At 74.1% G+C, this 16,382-nt stretch carries 14 protein-coding genes; 4 read left to right on the plus strand and 10 right to left on the minus strand.

Annotated elements, in window-relative coordinates; genetic code table 11:
• Positions 1 to 129 precede the first annotated feature (129 nt).
• On the minus strand, positions 130 to 423 hold the full coding sequence (locus tag CLV28_RS04495) for a hypothetical protein (RefSeq protein ID WP_100422018.1): 294 nt from the start codon (positions 421 to 423) through the stop codon (positions 130 to 132).
• 154 nt (positions 424 to 577) lie between these two features.
• Positions 578 to 3,199, minus strand: a complete 2,622-nt coding sequence (clpB, locus tag CLV28_RS04500; protein ID WP_100422019.1) for an ATP-dependent chaperone ClpB — start codon at positions 3,197 to 3,199, stop codon at positions 578 to 580.
• Positions 3,200 to 3,348: 149 nt separating this feature from the next.
• On the opposite strand from clpB, the gene CLV28_RS04505 reads away from it, so the two are divergent.
• Positions 3,349 to 4,434 carry an LppM family (lipo)protein gene (locus CLV28_RS04505; RefSeq protein WP_100422020.1) on the plus strand — a complete coding sequence of 362 codons (1,086 nt, stop codon included), beginning with the start codon at positions 3,349 to 3,351 and terminating at the stop codon, positions 4,432 to 4,434.
• 13 nt (positions 4,435 to 4,447) lie between these two features.
• Here the strand turns inward: CLV28_RS04505 and CLV28_RS04510 are convergent, their stop codons facing one another.
• The gene (locus CLV28_RS04510; RefSeq protein WP_100422021.1) at positions 4,448 to 4,810 is read right to left on the minus strand and encodes an ArsR/SmtB family transcription factor; all 363 of its coding nucleotides are present in this window, start codon (positions 4,808 to 4,810) and stop codon (positions 4,448 to 4,450) included.
• An 83-nt stretch (positions 4,811 to 4,893) separates the two neighbouring features.
• Here CLV28_RS04510 and CLV28_RS04515 point away from each other — a divergent pair, with 83 nt between their 5' ends.
• From CLV28_RS04515 to CLV28_RS04525, 3 genes are all read left to right on the plus strand, one after another.
• Positions 4,894 to 6,264, plus strand: coding sequence for an FAD-dependent oxidoreductase (locus CLV28_RS04515; protein ID WP_100422407.1), 1,371 nt, complete (start codon positions 4,894 to 4,896; stop codon positions 6,262 to 6,264).
• 33 nt (positions 6,265 to 6,297) lie between these two features.
• Positions 6,298 to 7,812: an AlkA N-terminal domain-containing protein gene (locus CLV28_RS04520; RefSeq protein ID WP_100422022.1), complete on the plus strand. Its 1,515-nt coding sequence runs from the start codon at positions 6,298 to 6,300 to the stop codon at positions 7,810 to 7,812.
• A gap of 65 nt (positions 7,813 to 7,877) precedes the next feature.
• Positions 7,878 to 8,453 (plus strand): methylated-DNA--[protein]-cysteine S-methyltransferase, encoded by a 576-nt coding sequence (locus tag CLV28_RS04525; protein ID WP_100422023.1) that lies wholly within the window; start codon positions 7,878 to 7,880, stop codon positions 8,451 to 8,453.
• 132 nt (positions 8,454 to 8,585) lie between these two features.
• Here the strand turns inward: CLV28_RS04525 and CLV28_RS04530 are convergent, their stop codons facing one another.
• From CLV28_RS04530 to CLV28_RS04560, 7 genes are read right to left on the minus strand one after another with little or no spacing between them, the layout of a single operon-like run.
• Positions 8,586 to 9,584, minus strand: a complete 999-nt coding sequence (locus CLV28_RS04530; protein WP_100422024.1) for a cation diffusion facilitator family transporter — start codon at positions 9,582 to 9,584, stop codon at positions 8,586 to 8,588.
• Between the two features lie 36 nt (positions 9,585 to 9,620).
• Positions 9,621 to 10,028 (minus strand): monovalent cation/H(+) antiporter subunit G, encoded by a 408-nt coding sequence (gene mnhG, locus CLV28_RS04535; protein ID WP_100422025.1) that lies wholly within the window; start codon positions 10,026 to 10,028, stop codon positions 9,621 to 9,623.
• The gene (locus CLV28_RS04540; RefSeq protein ID WP_100422026.1) at positions 10,028 to 10,420 is read right to left on the minus strand and encodes an MrpF/PhaF family protein; all 393 of its coding nucleotides are present in this window, start codon (positions 10,418 to 10,420) and stop codon (positions 10,028 to 10,030) included. Before CLV28_RS04540 ends, mnhG begins: the two co-directional genes overlap by 1 nt.
• Positions 10,417 to 11,085: a Na+/H+ antiporter subunit E gene (locus CLV28_RS04545; protein ID WP_239073323.1), complete on the minus strand. Its 669-nt coding sequence runs from the start codon at positions 11,083 to 11,085 to the stop codon at positions 10,417 to 10,419. Before CLV28_RS04545 ends, CLV28_RS04540 begins: the two co-directional genes overlap by 4 nt.
• Positions 11,082 to 12,719 (minus strand): Na+/H+ antiporter subunit D, encoded by a 1,638-nt coding sequence (locus tag CLV28_RS04550; protein ID WP_100422027.1) that lies wholly within the window; start codon positions 12,717 to 12,719, stop codon positions 11,082 to 11,084. The genes CLV28_RS04545 and CLV28_RS04550 overlap by 4 nt, the downstream gene beginning before the upstream one ends.
• The gene (locus CLV28_RS04555; RefSeq protein WP_100422409.1) at positions 12,716 to 13,210 is read right to left on the minus strand and encodes a Na(+)/H(+) antiporter subunit C; all 495 of its coding nucleotides are present in this window, start codon (positions 13,208 to 13,210) and stop codon (positions 12,716 to 12,718) included. The genes CLV28_RS04550 and CLV28_RS04555 overlap by 4 nt, the downstream gene beginning before the upstream one ends.
• A 44-nt stretch (positions 13,211 to 13,254) precedes the next feature.
• Complete coding sequence (locus CLV28_RS04560) at positions 13,255 to 16,305, minus strand: Na+/H+ antiporter subunit A (protein ID WP_100422028.1); 3,051 nt, start codon at positions 16,303 to 16,305, stop codon at positions 13,255 to 13,257.
• Positions 16,306 to 16,382: the final 77 nt, after the last annotated feature.

Consider the following 16,382-nt stretch of genomic DNA (forward strand, 5'->3'; position numbering starts at 1 on the left):
AATACCGCGCGGGGAACGATTCGCCCGCCTCCCGGGTGAACTCCGGACGCACGAGGGCGGGCCGGGGTGCTGCTGCACCCCGGCCCGCCGCCGGTGCCCGTGACCGAGCGCACCACCCACCAGATCGAGCTAAGAGAGCGTCCAGCTGACGTAGTACGGAACGGCGACCGTGGCGGGGTGTCCGATGCTGGCAGGCCCGACCCACCGCGAGGTCACGACACCTGTGGTCGGGTGCCGGTAGTAGACCCGGACAGACACCGGGTAGTTGCAGGAGATGTTGTAGACCGTGAACTTGCCGTTGGCATAACCACCGACGACCTGGCACCCGGTGCTGGTCGTCGCGGCGTTGGCCGGAGCCGCCACGGCAACGCCCCCGAGCGCGATCACCGCCGCCATCGCCGCACCCAGAATCTTGCGCTTCATCAATGCCCCCTTTGGCATTCCCAGCTCCCCCTGCGGAAGCGTTGGCGGAAGCGTTGCACCTCCGGGACCCGGGCGCAACACATCCGCTCAAATCACCCTTTATACGGTGACGAGCAGGCTGGCCAGGGGCGCGGATGCCCCTGGCCAGCCGACGTCAGGCCTGACGGACCCCGACCTCGAGCCCGTCGTCGCCCGACGTGACGACGACGGTCGCGCCGTCCGACACCTCGCCCGCGAGCAGGAGCCGGGCCAGCCGGTCCCCGATCTCGCGCTGCACGAGGCGGCGCAGCGGGCGGGCGCCGTACGCCGGGTCGAACCCGTCGAGCGCGAGCCGCTCGCGCGCCTCGGGCGTCACGTCGAGCGTGATGCGCCGGTCCGCGAGCCGCGCGGCGAGGCGGTCGACCGCGATGTCCACGATCCGGCCCAGCTGGTCGATCGTGAGCGGGTCGAACACCACGACGTCGTCGAGGCGGTTGACGAACTCGGGCTTGAAGCTCGCCCGCACGGCCCCCATGACGGCCTCGCGCCGGGCGTCGTCGTCGAGCGTCGGGTCGACGAGGAACTGCGACCCCAGGTTCGAGGTCAGCACGAGGATCACGTTGCGCAGGTCGACCGTGCGGCCCTGGCCGTCGGTCAGGCGCCCGTCGTCGAGCACCTGCAGCAGCACGTCGAACACCTCGGGGTGGGCCTTCTCGACCTCGTCGAGCAGCACGACCGAGTACGGACGTCGCCGCACGGCCTCGGTCAGCTGGCCGCCCTCCTCGTACCCGACGTACCCCGGGGGCGCGCCGACGAGGCGCGCGACCGAGTGCTTCTCGGAGTACTCCGACATGTCGATGCGCACCATGGCGCGCTCGTCGTCGAACAGGAAGTCCGCGAGCGCCTTCGCGAGCTCGGTCTTGCCGACGCCCGTGGGGCCGAGGAACAGGAACGAGCCCGTGGGCCGGTCCGGGTCGGCGACGCCCGCGCGGGCGCGCCGCACCGCGTCCGAGACGGCCTCGACCGCGGTGCGCTGCCCGATGAGCCGCTCGCCGATGACCTCCTCCATGTGCAGGAGCTTCTCGGACTCGCCCTGGAGCATGCGCCCGGCGGGGATGCCCGTCCAGGCGGAGACGACCTCGGCGATCTCGTCGGCCCCGACCTTGTCGGCGATCATGGGCGGCACGTCCGTGTCCCCGTGCTCGGCGGACGACGCGGCCGCCCTCGACTCCTCCTCCGCGGCCTCAGCCTCGGCGAGCTCGCGCTGGACCTGCGGGATCTCGCCGTAGGTCAGCCGTCCCGCGGCCTCGAGGTCGCCCTCGCGCACCGCGCGCTCGGCGGCGGTGCGCAGCTCGTCGAGGCGGGCGCGCAGGTCGCCGACGCGGTTGTGGCCGGCCTTCTCGGACTCCCAGCGCGCGGTCAGCGCGGCGAGCTCCTCGCGGCGGTCGGCGAGGTCCTTGCGCAGGCGTTCAAGACGCTCCGCGGACGCAGCGTCGTCGGAGTCCTTGAGCACGACCTCCTCCATCTCGAGGCGCGTGACGGCACGCTGGAGCTCGTCGATCTCGACGGGCGACGAGTCCATCTCCATGCGCAGGCGCGACGCGGCCTCGTCGACGAGGTCGATGGCCTTGTCGGGCAGCTGGCGGCCCGTGATGTACCGGTCGGAGAGAGTCGCGGCGGCCACGAGCGCCGAGTCGGCGATCGTCACCTTGTGGTGCGCCTCGTAGCGCTCCTTGAGCCCGCGCAGGATCGCGACCGTGTCCTCGACGGTCGGCTCGCCCACGTAGACCTGCTGGAAGCGCCGCTCGAGGGCCGGGTCCTTCTCGACGTGCTCGCGGTACTCGTCGAGCGTGGTCGCGCCGACGAGGCGCAGCTCGCCGCGGGCGAGCATGGGCTTGAGCATGTTGCCCGCGTCCATCGCGCCCTCGCCGCCGGCACCTGCGCCGACGACCGTGTGCAGCTCGTCGATGAAGGTCACGACCTCGCCGTCCGACGCCGTGATCTCCTCGAGGACGGCCTTGAGCCGCTCCTCGAACTCGCCGCGGTACTTGGCGCCCGCGACCATGGCCGCGAGGTCGAGCGACACGAGGCGCTTGCCCTGCAGCGACGTCGGGACGTCGCCCGCGACGATGCGCTGCGCGAGGCCCTCGACGACGGCGGTCTTGCCGACGCCCGGGTCGCCGATGAGCACGGGGTTGTTCTTGGTGCGGCGGCTGAGCACCTGCACGACGCGCCGGATCTCGGCGTCGCGGCCGATCACCGGGTCGAGCCTGCCCTCGCGGGCGCGCTCGGTCAGGTCGACGCCGTACTGGGCGAGCGCCTTGAACGTCCCCTCGGGGTTGGGGCTGGTCACGCGCCCCGAGCCGCGGACGGCGGGCAGCGCGGACCGCAGGGCGTCCGCGGTCGCGCCCGCGCCGGCGAGCGCGTCGGTCGCGGGGGACGACGACGCGGCGAGGCCGATCAGCAGGTGCTCGGTCGAGACGTACTCGTCGCCGAGCGACTCCGCCTCCTTGCCCGCGAGCTCGAGCACGACGGACGTGCCGCGCGAGGCGGTCGGGCGCGCGACGGCCGAGCCGTTCGCGGACGGCAGGGCGACGAGCTGGGCGCGGACCTTCTGGCCGATCGCCTGCGCGTCGGCGCCCACGGCGTCGAGCAGCCCCATCGCGACGCCGCCGGGCTGGGCGAGCAGCGCCGAGAGCAGGTGGACGGGCTCGAGCTGCGGGTTGCCGGCGGCCGACGCCTGCTGGATCGCGTCGCCGATCGCCTGCTGCGACATGGTCGTGAACTTGGTGTCCATGGCACTCCCTGGTGTGTCGGTCGGGTGGTCTGATCACGTCAACGGGACCAGAGTTGAGTCTATTCCGCTCAACCCTGAGGAGCGGCGGAGGCCACGGGCGCGACGCCGCCCCCGATTGCACCCGCCGCAGATGCGCTCATGCTGGAACCATGACCGCACACCGGCGTGCCCTCCTCGCGACCCTCGCCGCAGCCTGCGCGCTGCTGCTGTCCGGCTGCATGCGCATGCACGTCGACTACACGCTCCACGAGGACGACACCGCGAGCGGCTCGCTCGTGATCGCGTTCTCCGACGAGGTCGCCGACGCCCTGGGCACCACGCCCGAGGAGCTCGCCGACCAGTCCGGCGCGGGCGTCGACACCGACGACCTGCCCGAGGGCGCGACGTCCGAGCCGTACGCCGAAGACGGCTACACGGGCACCAAGGTCACCTTCGAGGACACACCCATCGACGAGGTCTCCGAGGGCAGCGGGGCCGACGACCTCAGCGTCACGCGCGAGGGCGACGAGTACGTCGTCAGCGGCGAGATGGACCTGACCGACGACTCGGGCACCGCGGTGCCCGACGGCATGCTCGACTCGCTCGACGTCCGCGTGTCGATCACGTTCCCCGGCGAGGTGACCGAGCACACCGGGGAGCTCGAGGGCGACAACACCGTCGTGTGGACGCCCGCCTACGGCGAGGTCACCGAGATCAGCGCGCGCGGGTCGGCCGTCGAGGGCGGCAGCGGGCTGGGCACCGGGTGGATCATCGCGATCGCCGTGATCGTGCTCGCGGCCATCGTCGCGCTCGCCGTGTGGCTCGTGCGCCGCAGCTCGCGCCAGGACGCCGCCCGGTCCGCGGACGCCGGAGCCGGCGTCGGGTCGTACGCGCCGCCGCCCCCGCCCCCGCCCGGGGCTCCAGTGGGCTACCAGCCCGCACCGGGCCCGCCGACTGCTGCCGCACCGTCCGACGCCGCGCCCTCCGCGCCGTCCGACGCCGTGTCCCCCGTCCCCGAGACACCGGGCACCCCCGAGGCGCCGACGACGCCGCCGGCACCCGTGACCCCGTCCGCGCCCACGGCACCGACGAGCCCCGCGGCACCGACGAACCCCGCCGCACCGTCGAGCCCCGGAGAGCCCCCGAGCCCGGCGGCACCCACCACGCCCACGGACCCCACCACGCCGCCCGCGCCCGACGCTCCCCCGCCGCCGCCCGGCACGCCCGGTGACGACCCGGACGCACCGCGTTCCTGAGCGCGGACGCCCGCTAGCCCCCGACGGTCTCCGTGAGCGTGCCCGCGAGCGCCGTGAGCGCCCCCGGCACGAGGGAGTAGTACGCCCAGCGGCCGCGCTGCTCGCGGTGCAGGAGTCCGGCGTCGACGAGGATCTTGAGGTGGTGGCTCACGGTCGGCTGGGAGAGGCCGACAGGTTCGGTGAGGTCGCACACGCAGGCCTCGCCCCCCGCGCCGGCGGCGACGATCGAGAGCAGCTGCACGCGCGTGGGGTCGGCGAGGGCCTTGAAGGTGCGCGCGAGGTCGCGCGCGGTCCCGGGGTCGACGGTCCGTAGCACGGGGGCGCAGCAGGAGGTCGTGGCCGGCTCGGCCGACAGGTGCAGCTCGGTCGTCGTCATGCACCCATCTTGCCACGTATCGAAGTTTGTGGATACGTTGGGTCCGAGCAACCCATTGATCGTTCTCGATGCAAGGAGTGAAGATGAGCGACGTCGTGCGCGCCGACCTGCCGGTCGTGGTCATCGGTGCAGGGCCCGTCGGGCTGGCCGCCGCCGCCCACCTGCTGGAGCGAGGCATCGAACCGGTCGTGATCGAGGCCGGCGACGGCGCCGGAGCCGCGGTCGCGTCGTGGGGCCACGTGCGCCTGTTCTCGCCCTGGCGCTACGACGTCGACGAGGCGGCGCGACGCCTGCTCGCCCCGACCGGGTGGACCACGCCCGACCTCGACACCCTCCCCACCGGCGGCGACCTGGTCAGCGAGTACCTCGCGCCGCTCGCCGCGACCCCGCAGATCGCCGCACGGCTGCGCACCCGCACCCGCGTCCTGGCCGTCGCGCGCGACGGCGCCGACAAGACCCGCAGCCTCGGCCGCGACCGCCGCGCGTACCGCGTGCGCACCGTGACCGGCGACGGCCGCGTCGAGGACGTCCTCGCGCGCGCCGTGATCGACGCGTCCGGCACGTTCACGACCTCCAACCCGCTCGGCACGAGCGGCCTGCCCGCACTCGGCGAGGCGCAGGCCCAGCGGTTCGTCACGGGCCCGCTGCCCGACGTCCTCGGCGGCGCCCGCGATCGGTTCGCCGGCAAGCACACGCTCGTGGTCGGCATGGGCCACTCCGCGGCCAACACCCTGCTGTCGCTCGTCGAGCTCGCCGAGTCCGCCCCCGGCACCACGATCACCTGGGCGATCCGCGGCGGCTCGCCGCGACGCCTGTTCGGCGGCGGCACCGACGACGAGCTGCCCGCGCGAGGACTGCTCGGCACCCGCCTGCGTGACGCCCTCGACGCCGGCCGCCTCACCCTCGTCCGCTGGATCTCGATCGAGCAGCTCGTCGCGCGCGACGACACCGTGCGCGTCCTCGGCCGCTCGCGCGACGAGACCGTCGACCTCGACGTGCACGCGATCGTCAACGCCACCGGGTTCCGCCCCGACCTCGACATGCTGCGCGAGGTGCGCCTCGACCTCGACCCCGTCGTCGAGTCGCCGAGCGGCCTCGCCGAGCTGATCGACCCCAACCTGCACTCGTGCGGCACCGTCCCCCCACACGGCGAGACGCTCCTGCGGCACCCCGACGACGGGTTCTACCTCGCCGGCATGAAGTCCTACGGCCGCGCGCCGACGTTCCTCCTCGCGACCGGCTACGAGCAGGTCCGGTCCGTCGCGGCGGCACTCGCGGGCGACCGGGTCGCGGCCGACGCCGTCCGGCTGAACCTGCCCGCGACCGGGGTCTGCTCGACCGACCTCGTCGAGGACGACGCCGCGGGCGGGTCCTGCTGCGGCGGCACGACGCCGGAGCCGCAGCTCGTCACGCTCGGCGTCGGGGACCCCACCGCGACGTCCGAATCCCGCTAGCCCGGGTGCCCGCGCGCGGGTGACGATGGGGGCATGAGCACCCCGACGAGCTTCGACGAGCGCTACCGCGCGATCAGCGCGCGCGACCGCCGGTTCGACGGGCAGTTCATCACCGCGGTGCGCACGACGGGCATCTACTGCCGCCCGTCGTGCCCCGCGCGCACCCCGAAACCCGAGAACGTCGCGTTCTACCTGACGTCGGCCGCGGCCCACGAGGCCGGCTTCCGCGCGTGCAAGCGCTGCCTGCCGGACGCCGTCCCGGGCACCCCCGCGTGGAACGCGGCGCACGACCTCGCGGCCCGCGCGATGCGGCTCGTCGCGGACGGCGTCGTCGACCGCGAGGGCGTGCCCGGGCTCGCCGCACGGCTCGGCTACTCCGAGCGGCACCTCGGGCGCGTCATGCGCGCCGAGCTCGGCGCGGGCCCGCTCGCCGTGGCCCGCGCGGTGCGCGCGCAGACCGCCCGCACCCTGGTCACGGCCACCGACCTGCCGTTCGCGGACGTCGCGTTCGCCGCCGGGTTCGGGAGCATCCGGCAGTTCAACGACACCGTCGCCGAGGTGTTCGGGATGTCCCCGACCGTGCTGCGCGCCACCCGCCGCGCGGGCCACCGGACCCCGGGCAGGCCTCCGGACCCCGCGCCGACGGCGCCCGGGCGTCCCGTCACGGTCGACCTCACGCTCCCCGTGCGCGCGCCGTTCGACGCCGCGGGCGTGCTCGCGTTCCTCGACGCGCGGGCGGTCGACGGCGTCGAGCAGGGCGGGACGACGACGTACGCGCGCACCCTGGCGCTCCCCCACGGCCCCGCCGCGGTCGAGGTCCACGCCGACGGCGACCGGTTTGCGGTGCGCCTGCACGTCACGGGCCTGGCCGACCTGCCCGTCGCGATCGCCCGCGTGCGCCGCCTGTTCGACCTCGACGCCGACCCGCTCGCCGTCGACGAGGTGCTCGGCGCCGACCCCGCGCTCGCCGCGAGCGTGCGCGCCACGCCCGGGATCCGCCTGCCCGGCGCCGTCGACCCGCACGAGGTCGTGCTGCGCGCCATGATCGGGCAGCAGATCTCCGTCAAGGCCGCCCGCACGCACCTCGGACGGCTCGCGACCCTCGGCACCCCGGCCGACCTCGGCCCCGACCTCGCCGCCCGTGGCCTCGGGCGCCTGTTCCCCACCGCGGCCCAGGTCGCCGAGCACGGCCACGCGGTGCTGGGCGGCCCGCGCGCCCGTGTCGAGGCGATCCTCGGCGTCGCCGCCGCCCTCGCCGACGGCTCGCTCGACGTCTCGGCCGCGAGCGACCCCGACGAGCTGCGCGCCGCGCTGCTCGCCCGGCGGGGCGTCGGACCCTGGACCGCCGGGTACGTCGCGATGCGCGTGCTCGGCGACCCCGACGTGCTGCTCGGCTCCGACCTCGCGCTGCGCGCCGGCGCCCGACGCCTCGGGCTCCCCGACCCCCTGACCGACGCGACGACGGCCCGCTGGGCGCCCTGGCGCTCGTACGCCGGCATGCACCTGTGGCGCGCCGCCGCGCCCGCACCACAGCAGCCTGCCCGGTAGCACCCTGACCCTCAGCATCCCGACCCGCAGGGCCCCGACCTGCGGCATCCCGACCGAGGAGCACCATGACCACGACCAGTACCGCGGCCCCGACCGACACCGCGGCGACCGACCACGCGACGAGCACGCCCGCGACGAGCACGACGCTCTCCACCCCCGACGGACCCTTCACGATCGTCGCGGACGCCGCGGGCGCCGTCCTCGCCTCGGGCTGGACCGACGACGTCGCGTCGCTCGTCGCGCTCGTCCACCCGAGCCTGCGCCCCACCCGCGTCGACGAGGTGGCGGACGACGCCCCCGCCGTCCGCCCGGCCGTGACCGCGGTGCGGGCGTACTACGCGGGCGACCTCGACGCGCCGCGCGCGGTCGCCGTGACCCAGGTCTCCGGCCCGTTCCGGGCGCACGCGTGGGAGGTGCTGCGCGACGTCCGACCCGGTGCGCCCGTGACGTACACCGAGTACGCGGGGCGAGCGGGTCGGCCCGCGGCCGTGCGCGCGGCGGCGGGGGCGTGTGCGATGAACGCGGCCGCGCTGTTCGTGCCGTGCCACCGCGTGCTGCGCACCGACGGGACGCTCGGCGGCTTCCGCTACGGGCTCGAGGTCAAGGAGTCGCTGCTCGCGCGCGAGGCCGCGACGCCTTGACCCCGCCACCTCTGTCGCCGAGGTAGAACCGAGCGCGCGAGATAGAACGTTGCACGTTCTATCTCGCGCGCTCGGTTCTACCTCGCGGGGATGGGGGGACGCGGACGAGCACGGCTACGCGGACGAGCACGGCTACGGCGCGAGCGACACGTCCTCGGGGGCCGACAGGGTGAGCACGCAGCCGACGATCGCCTTCTCCGCGACGATGGCCCGCTCGAGGCGCGCGAGGGTGCGTGCGACGTCCGACTCGACCTCGTCGCCCACGATGTCGACCGCCGCGACCACGTACAGCGAGCGCGGCCCGACGAACTCGATGCGCAGGTACGTCACGCGCTCGACCACGGGCGCGTCGAGCAGCCGCTCGAGCACGAGCGACCGGGTGCGCGGCTCGACGCCCTGGCCCACGAGGAACCGCCGGTTGCGGTCGATCAGCACCACGGCGACGACGCCGAGCACGAGGCCGACGACGATCGACCCGATCGCGTCGGGCACGGGCGAGCCCGTGACCTGGTGCAGCACGATCCCGACGAACGCGACCACGAGCCCGATCAGCGCCGCGGCGTCCTCGGCGAACACCGCGCGCACGGTCGGGTCGGACGTCCGCAGCACGTGCTTGAGCAGCTCGCGCTCGCCACGCGCCGCCTCGGCGCGGGTCTGGCGCACCGCCTGCAAGAAGGAGAAGCCCTCGAGCAGGAACGCGAGGGCGAGCACCGCGTACGCGACGCCGTAGTCGGTCGCGGGCTCGGGGTGCACGAGCTCCTGGATGCCGTGCGTGATCGACACGCCCGCCCCGATCGCGAACAGCCCGATCGCCGCGAACATCGACCACACGTACGCCTCGCGGCCGTGACCGAGCGGGTGGTCGGCGTTCGCGGGACGCCGCGAGCGCCGGCCCGCGATGAGCAGGAACACCTCGTTGCCCGTGTCGGCCCACGAGTGGACGGCCTCGGCGACCATCGACGCCGAGCCGGTCAGCATCGCGGCGAACGTCTTCGCGACGGCGATGAGCGCGTTCGCAGCGAAGGCGATCACGACGGTCGTGGTCGACTCGTCGCCGCCCTCGTCGTCGTCGGTGCCCACGGCCCCGGCCAGGCGGGCGGACACGTCGTGCGGGCGCGGGGCGTCGGTCATGGGGTCCGGTCTACCACGCGCACGCGGCCCCGCGCCCTACCGCGGGTCGGCGTCCGCCTGCTCGGTCTCGCCGTCCGCCTCGTCCTGCGCCGCACGCTCGGCAGCCTCCTGGTCGGGCGTCAGCTCGTCGAGCGCGAGCAGGCTCGTGTCGACCTTGCCCGTGCGGTACCCGGCACGGCCGACCATGTGCGCCGCGACGGGCGCGGTCAGCAGCTGGAAGACCGCGACGAGGAACAGCATCCCGGCGACGTCCCACGCGTGCACGCGCAGGCCCACGCCCGTGAGCAGCAGCACCAGGCCGAGCACCTGGGGCTTGGTCGCGGCGTGCATGCGCCCGAGCAGGTCCGGGAACCGGGCCACGCCCACCCCGGCGGCGAGCACGAGGAACGCGCCGCAGAGCATGAGCACGGCGGCGACGACGTCGGCCACGGCGATCCAGTCCATCAGCGCACCTCTCCCTCGGGGTAGCCGCCGTGGCTCTCGGGGTCGGCCGCCGAGGTCCGGTCGTGCTCGATCGCCTCGGCGCGCTCGGCGTCCTCGGCGGCGATCTCCTCGGCCGTGCGGATGCGCCCCTCGCCCTCGGGCTCGACCGCGGCGAACCGCGCAATCGCGACCGACCCGACGAACCCCACGAGCGAGAGCACCACGAGGATCGGGATGGTCTCGGCGCGCCGCGAGAACGCGGCCTCGACCGCGATCACGCCGACCAGGGTCGCGGTGAACACGTCGAGCCCGATGGTGCGGTCGAGCATCGACGGCCCGCGCTCGACGCGCACGAGCGCGAGCACGCCGCCCGTGGCGACGAGCACGGCGCAGACGATCGCGACGACGATCATGGTCGGTCCTCCTCGGGCGTCACCGACGGGGCGCCGGGGTCGACGTCCCCCGCCATGGCCTCGACGGCGCGCGCGTCGGCCACCGCCGTCCCCTGCGGGCCGAGGCCCGCGTGCGCGAGCTCGTCGTCGGACGCGAGCGCGCGCAGCACCCGCTCCTCGAGCTCGTGGATGTGGTGCCGCACCGCGTCGGCCCCGCCGGACGACTCGAGGTCGAGCACGTGCACGTACAGCGTGCCCGTGATCCGGTGCGCCTCGACGATCACCGTGCCGGGCACGAGCGACGTGAGCACCGACGTGACCGTGAGGTAGAGGTCGCCCGTGTCGCGCATGGGCACGCGCACGACCGCCCCGTGCGGCGTCCAGCCGAACCGCAGCGCCTGGAACGACACCTGGACCGAGGCCACGAGCAGGTCGCGCACGAAGAACCCGAGCAGGCGCAGCGCCGCGACGGGCCGCACGCGCCCCCGGTAGTCGATGCTCGGCAGCGCCATGACGGAGATCAGCAGGAACCCGACGAGCGTCCCGGCGAGCACGTTCGCGACCGACACGCCGCCCCACAGCAGCACCCACACGACCATGAGCCACAGCGCGGCGTGCCACTGCGTGCGCATCCGGTGGCGCCACCGCGCCCACCAGCCGGCGTCCTGCGGCGTCGCGGGGCTCACGGCGTGCCTCCCGTCGTGGCGTCGGACGACGGCACCGCGGTCGGCGACGCGGGTGCGGGGTCGTCGTCCTGCACCTTCGCGGTGTCGCCGACCTTGTCGGACTGGCCCTGGCCCCGCTCCGCACCGCCCGGGAAGACCGCCTCGACGTACGAGCGGCCGTCCATGAGGGTCGAGGCCGCACGGTCGGTGTACGCGTACAGCGGCCCGGCGGCGACGGTCAGCGCGACGCCGAACACGACGAGGCCCGCCGCGGGGCCGACCATGGTCGCGGGCATCGTGACCTCCGGGAGGTCCTCGGGCGGCGCCTGCCAGAACGCCTTGTTCCAGGCCTTGACGATCGCGTAGAGCGTGAGCAGCGACGTGAGCACGGACCCGACCACGAGCACCCACACGAGCGCGCCGCCCTCGGTCACGCCCGCCTCGAGCAGACCGACCTTGCCGAGGAACCCGGACAGCGGCGGGATGCCGGCGAGGTTCATCGCGGGCACGAAGAACAGGATCGCGAGGCCGGGCGCGACCTTCGCGAGGCCGCCGAGCCGGTCGAGCGACGTCGACCCGCCGCGCCGCTCGACGAGGCCCACGACGAGGAACAGCGTCGTCTGCACCGTGATGTGGTGCACCACGTAGAAGATCGCGGCCGACATGCCCGCCTCGGAGGCGAGCGAGATGCCGAACAGCATGAACCCGATGTGGCTCACGAGCGTGAACGACAGCAGACGCTTGATGTCGTTCTGCGCGACCGCGCCCAGGATCCCGACGACCATCGTCAGCAGCGCGAGCACCATGAGGACGTCGTCGACCCGGCCGTCCGGGAACAGCAGCGTCTGGGTGCGGATGATCGCGTAGACGCCGACCTTGGTCAGCAGGCCCGCGAACACCGCCGTCACGGGCGCCGGCGCCGTCGGGTAGGAGTCGGGCAGCCACGCCGAGAGCGGGAAGATCGCCGCCTTGATGCCGAACGCGAGCAGCAGCATGAGCTGGATGCCGAGCCGCACGTCCGGGTCGATCTCGGGCAGACGTTGCGAGAGCTGCGCGAGGTTCACGGTGCCCGCGGCCGCGTACGTGAGCGCGATCGCGGCGAGGAAGATCACCGACGACACGAGGCCCACGACCACGTAGATCGACCCGGCCCGGATCCGCTCGCCCGTGCCCCCGAGGGTCAGCAGCACGTAGCTCGCGGCGAGCAGCACCTCGAAGCCGACGTACAGGTTGAACAGGTCGCCCGAGAGGAACGCGTTCGACACGCCCGCGGCGAGCACGAGGTAGGTCGGGTGGTAGATCGCGACCGGGATCGACTCGACCGAGTCGTCGGCGTCGTCCGCGATGCCCTGGCCCAGCGAGTACAGCAGGACCGCCAGGAGCATGGTCGAGGACACCACGAGCATGAGCGCCGAGAGCCGGTCGGCGACCAGGTCGATGCCCACGGGCGCGGCCCACCCGCCGACGTCGACCACGACGGGCCCGGAGTCGGCCCCGATCAGCAGGCCCACCGACGCCGCGAGGACGAGCGCGAGCGTCACGACCGAGATCACGCGCTGCGCGCGCGGGAACCGGTACAGCGCGAGCGCGAGCCCCGCCGCGAACAGCGGCAGCAGAACGGGCAGGGGGACGAGGGTCTGGACGCCGTAGCTCATGCGCGCCCCCCGTCGTCGTGCCGACGTCGGTCGCCCGAGCCGAGCTCGCTCGTGTCGTCGCGCACGGTGCTGGCCTCGTCGTCGAGCGTGCTCGCGTCGGACGCGTCCGTGTCGTCGTACACGGGCGCGTTCTCGGCCGCGATGCGCGCGATCCGGCGGTCCTCGAGGTCGTCCTGGACCTCGTCGTGCCCGTGCAGCTGCCACGACCGGTAGGCCATCGCGAGCACGAACGCCGTGATGCCGAGCGTGATGACGATCGCGGTGAGGATCATGGCCTGCACGAGCGGGTCGCTCATGCGCTCGGTCGCCGTGAGGCCGACGATCGGCGCGCCGCCCGCCCGTCCGCCCGCGACGAGCAGCAGCAGGTTCGCGCCGTTGCCCACGAGCACGAACCCGATGAGCACGCGCGTGAGGCTGCGCTCGAGCAGCAGGTACACGCCCGTGGTGAACAGCACGCCGATCGCGAGCACGAGCGCGAGGCTCGGCACCATCGACAGGCCCAGGTCGGGCGGGTTGGGCACGGACTCCGCGGAGATCACAGCACCTCACCCCCGGCCTCGACCTGGCGGTCGATCTCGGCGCCGAGCGAGCGCAGGATGTCGAGCACCAGACCGACCACGAGCAGGAAGACCCCCACGTCGAAGAACAGCGACGTCACGAGGTGGATGTCGCCCAGGAGCGGCACGTGCAGGTCGACGATCACCGACTGCAGCACCTCGCCGCCCGCGAGCAGCGCGATGAGCCCCACCCCGGCCGACAGGAACAGGCCCGTGCCGAGCAGCAGGCCGGGGTTGATCGGCGCCGCCTCGCCGAGCTCGTAGCGGCCGCCCGCGAGGTAGCGCACGAGCAGCGCGATGCCCACGAGCAGGCCGGCCGCGAACCCGCCGCCCGGCGAGTTGTGGCCCGAGAACAGCAGGTACAGCGCGAACACGATCATCGAGTGGAACACCAGGCGCGTGACGACCTCGAAGATGACCGACCGGCGCTGCGGCGCGAGGGTCCCCTCGGCGCGCAACCAGGGGCGCACCGCGGTCGTCGTGGCGCTCGTCCTGCCGTCCGGGCCCGGGACCGGCCGCACGGCACGACGGCGCAGCGCCGACCCGCCGTCCGACGGCTCGCTCCACACCTGGGGCGGCTCGGGCATGGCCCGCACGCTGCGCACGCGCTCGATCTCGCCGCTGCGCCGGCTCAGGAACACGAGCGACGCGACGCCGGTCGCGGCGACGAGCAGCACCGAGATCTCGCCCACGGTGTCCCAGGCGCGCACGTCGACGAGGGTCACGTTGACGACGTTCTTGCCGCCACCGAACTCGTACGCCTCGGCGGGGAAGTCGAGCGAGATGGGCCGGGCGATGCGGGCCAGGGGCGCGACCACGGCGAACGCCATCATGGTCAGGCCGACCGCGAGGCCGATCCCGAGCCGCACGAACCGGCTGCCCACGAGCGGGCGGTCCGAGAAGTACGGGGGCAGCCGGCGCAGCACGAGCACCATGACGGCGAGCGTCACCGTCTCGACGAGCACCTGCGTCATCGCGAGGTCGGGCGCGCCGTGCAGCAGGAACAGCGCCGCGTTGCCGTACCCGGCGGCGCCCACGAGCAGCACGGCCTTGAGGCGGCGGCGGGCACGCGTCGCGAGGATCGCGGCGATGCACACGACGAGCACGACCGCGAGCTGCGCCGGACGGTCCCACGCCTTGACCGTGAGCTCGCCCGACCAGCCGGACAGCCCCGCGATGCCGGGGCCGACGACGAGCACGAGCAGGATCGCGCCCAGGTAGAACGGCAGCGAGCCGCGCTGCGTCCAGGCGGTGACGTCGGCCGCGAGGTCGTCGAGGCGGCGCATGGTGCGCCGGTAGACGCGATCGGCCTCGGGCACGTCCCACGCCGACGCCTGGAAGCGCTCGACCCAGCCGCGCTGCCAGAACAGCAGCGCACCGCCGGCGAACACGACGAGCGTGAGCACGACCGGCGGCCCGAACCCGCCCCACAGGGTCAGGTGCCCCTCCTCGCCCGCGGGGTAGGTCGCGGCGTAGGGGCCGAGCACCTGCTCGCCGACGTGCGGCAGCAGGGCGGCGAGCAGACCCATGACCGCGAGGATCATCGGCGGGCCCACGAGCAGGAACGACGGGCGCTCGATGCGGCGCGGGTCGATCGGCTCGACCTCGGCGTCGCCGACCGTCGCGAGCGCGTTGCGGCGCGTGCGGCGCGTGGTCTGGGTGCCCGCGGGCAGGTCGAACGCCGTCGAGTCGACGTGCGCGTTGGCGCGGGCGACCGACACCTCGGCGTGCTTGGTCGCGAACGCGCCCCACCAGAACCGCGCGCCGTACGCGACCGTGAGGACCGAGCCGACCACGAACACCCACAGCACGGTCGCGTCGAGCCAGCCCGGGCCCGTGCCGTGCACGAGCGACTCGAGCGCGGCCTCCTTGGCGACGTACCCGGCGAACGGCGGGAACCCGATCATCGAGAGCGTCGCGAGCGCCGCCGCGGTCGCCGTGAACGGCAGACGACGACCCACCCCGGTGAGTCGGCGCAGGTCGCGCGTGCCGGTCGCGGCGTCGACGATGCCGACCGAGAGGAACAGCGCGGCCTTGAACATCGCGTGCGCGCCGAGCATCGCGAGCCCCGCGAGCGCCGCACCGCGCGTGCCGAGGCCCACGAGCAGGATGATGAGGCCGAGCTGGCTCACGGTCCCGAACGCGAGCACCAGCTTGAGGTCGTGCTGCCGCAGCGCGCGGTACCCGCCGACGAGCAGCGTGCCGCCGCCGAGCGCGATCACGACCGCCTTCCACTCGGGCAGGTCGGAGAACGCGGGCGCGAACCGGGCCACGAGGTAGACGCCGGCCTTGACCATGGCCGCAGCGTGCAGGTACGCGCTCACGGGCGTGGGGGCGGCCATCGCGGCGGGCAGCCAGAAGTGGAAGGGGATGAGGGCGGACTTGGTCGCGGCACCCACGAGCAGCAGGACCGCGGCGACCGTGACCGCGGTGCCGGACGGCGGGTCGGCGACGACGTCCGACACGCGGTAGGTCCCGGCCGAGACGCCCAGGATCACGAGGCCCACGAGCATCGTGAGACCGCCCGCGGTGGTGATGACGATGGCCTGCATCGCGGCGCGGCGGCCGGCCTTGCGCTCGGCGTAGTGGCCGATCAGCAGGTACGAGAAGACGGTCGTGAGCTCCCAGAACACGAACAGCAGGAGCAGGTCGTCGGCGGTGACGAGCCCGACCATGGACCCGGCGAAGGCCGTGAGGACCCCGGCGAACCGGCGCAGGCCCGTCGCGGAGCGTGAGAAGTACGCCGAGCAGTACACGAGCACGAGGGCGCCGACGCCACCCACGACGAGCAGCATGAGCCACGCGAGGGTGTCGAGGCGGAACGCGAGCTCGAGGCCGATCGACGGCACCCAGGAGACGGTCTGCTCGGGGAAGTCGCCGTCCATGACGCGCGGCGTGAGCGCGAGCGCGTAGACGAAGGCCGACGCGGGGGCGAGCGCGAGGACCCAGAACGCCCGCCGGTGCAGCCACGACACGAGTGCGGGCGCGGCAACGGCCATGAGGAGGTGGGCCACGAGCAGCAGCAGCACGTCCGCTCCGTCCTGTGGGCGGGTGGGCGAGGTGTCGTGATCGTATCAACGGCACCCGCCCTGACGTGCGGGGACGG

Origin of the sequence: Sediminihabitans luteus (assembly GCF_002797595.1) — a bacterium.
Classification (GTDB): Bacteria; Actinomycetota; Actinomycetes; order Actinomycetales; family Cellulomonadaceae; genus Paraoerskovia; species Paraoerskovia lutea.

What these genes read in the sequence shown, in the direction of transcription:
- clpB (WP_100422019.1), bottom strand. Translation starts at nt 3,199, where the DNA reads ATGGACACCAAGTTCACGACCATGTCGCAGCAGGCGATCGGCGACGCG.
- CLV28_RS04520 (WP_100422022.1), top strand. Translation starts at nt 6,298, where the DNA reads ATGAGCACCCCGACGAGCTTCGACGAGCGCTACCGCGCGATCAGCGCG.
- CLV28_RS04525 (WP_100422023.1), top strand. Translation starts at nt 7,878, where the DNA reads ATGACCACGACCAGTACCGCGGCCCCGACCGACACCGCGGCGACCGAC.
- CLV28_RS04550 (WP_100422027.1), bottom strand. Translation starts at nt 12,719, where the DNA reads ATGAGCTACGGCGTCCAGACCCTCGTCCCCCTGCCCGTTCTGCTGCCG.
- CLV28_RS04540 (WP_100422026.1), bottom strand. Translation starts at nt 10,420, where the DNA reads ATGATCGTCGTCGCGATCGTCTGCGCCGTGCTCGTCGCCACGGGCGGC.
- CLV28_RS04495 (WP_100422018.1), bottom strand. Translation starts at nt 423, where the DNA reads ATGAAGCGCAAGATTCTGGGTGCGGCGATGGCGGCGGTGATCGCGCTC.
- CLV28_RS04530 (WP_100422024.1), bottom strand. Translation starts at nt 9,584, where the DNA reads ATGACCGACGCCCCGCGCCCGCACGACGTGTCCGCCCGCCTGGCCGGG.
- CLV28_RS04505 (WP_100422020.1), top strand. Translation starts at nt 3,349, where the DNA reads ATGACCGCACACCGGCGTGCCCTCCTCGCGACCCTCGCCGCAGCCTGC.
- mnhG (WP_100422025.1), bottom strand. Translation starts at nt 10,028, where the DNA reads ATGGACTGGATCGCCGTGGCCGACGTCGTCGCCGCCGTGCTCATGCTC.
- CLV28_RS04510 (WP_100422021.1), bottom strand. Translation starts at nt 4,810, where the DNA reads ATGACGACGACCGAGCTGCACCTGTCGGCCGAGCCGGCCACGACCTCC.
- CLV28_RS04555 (WP_100422409.1), bottom strand. Translation starts at nt 13,210, where the DNA reads ATGGTGCCGAGCCTCGCGCTCGTGCTCGCGATCGGCGTGCTGTTCACC.
- CLV28_RS04515 (WP_100422407.1), top strand. Translation starts at nt 4,894, where the DNA reads ATGAGCGACGTCGTGCGCGCCGACCTGCCGGTCGTGGTCATCGGTGCA.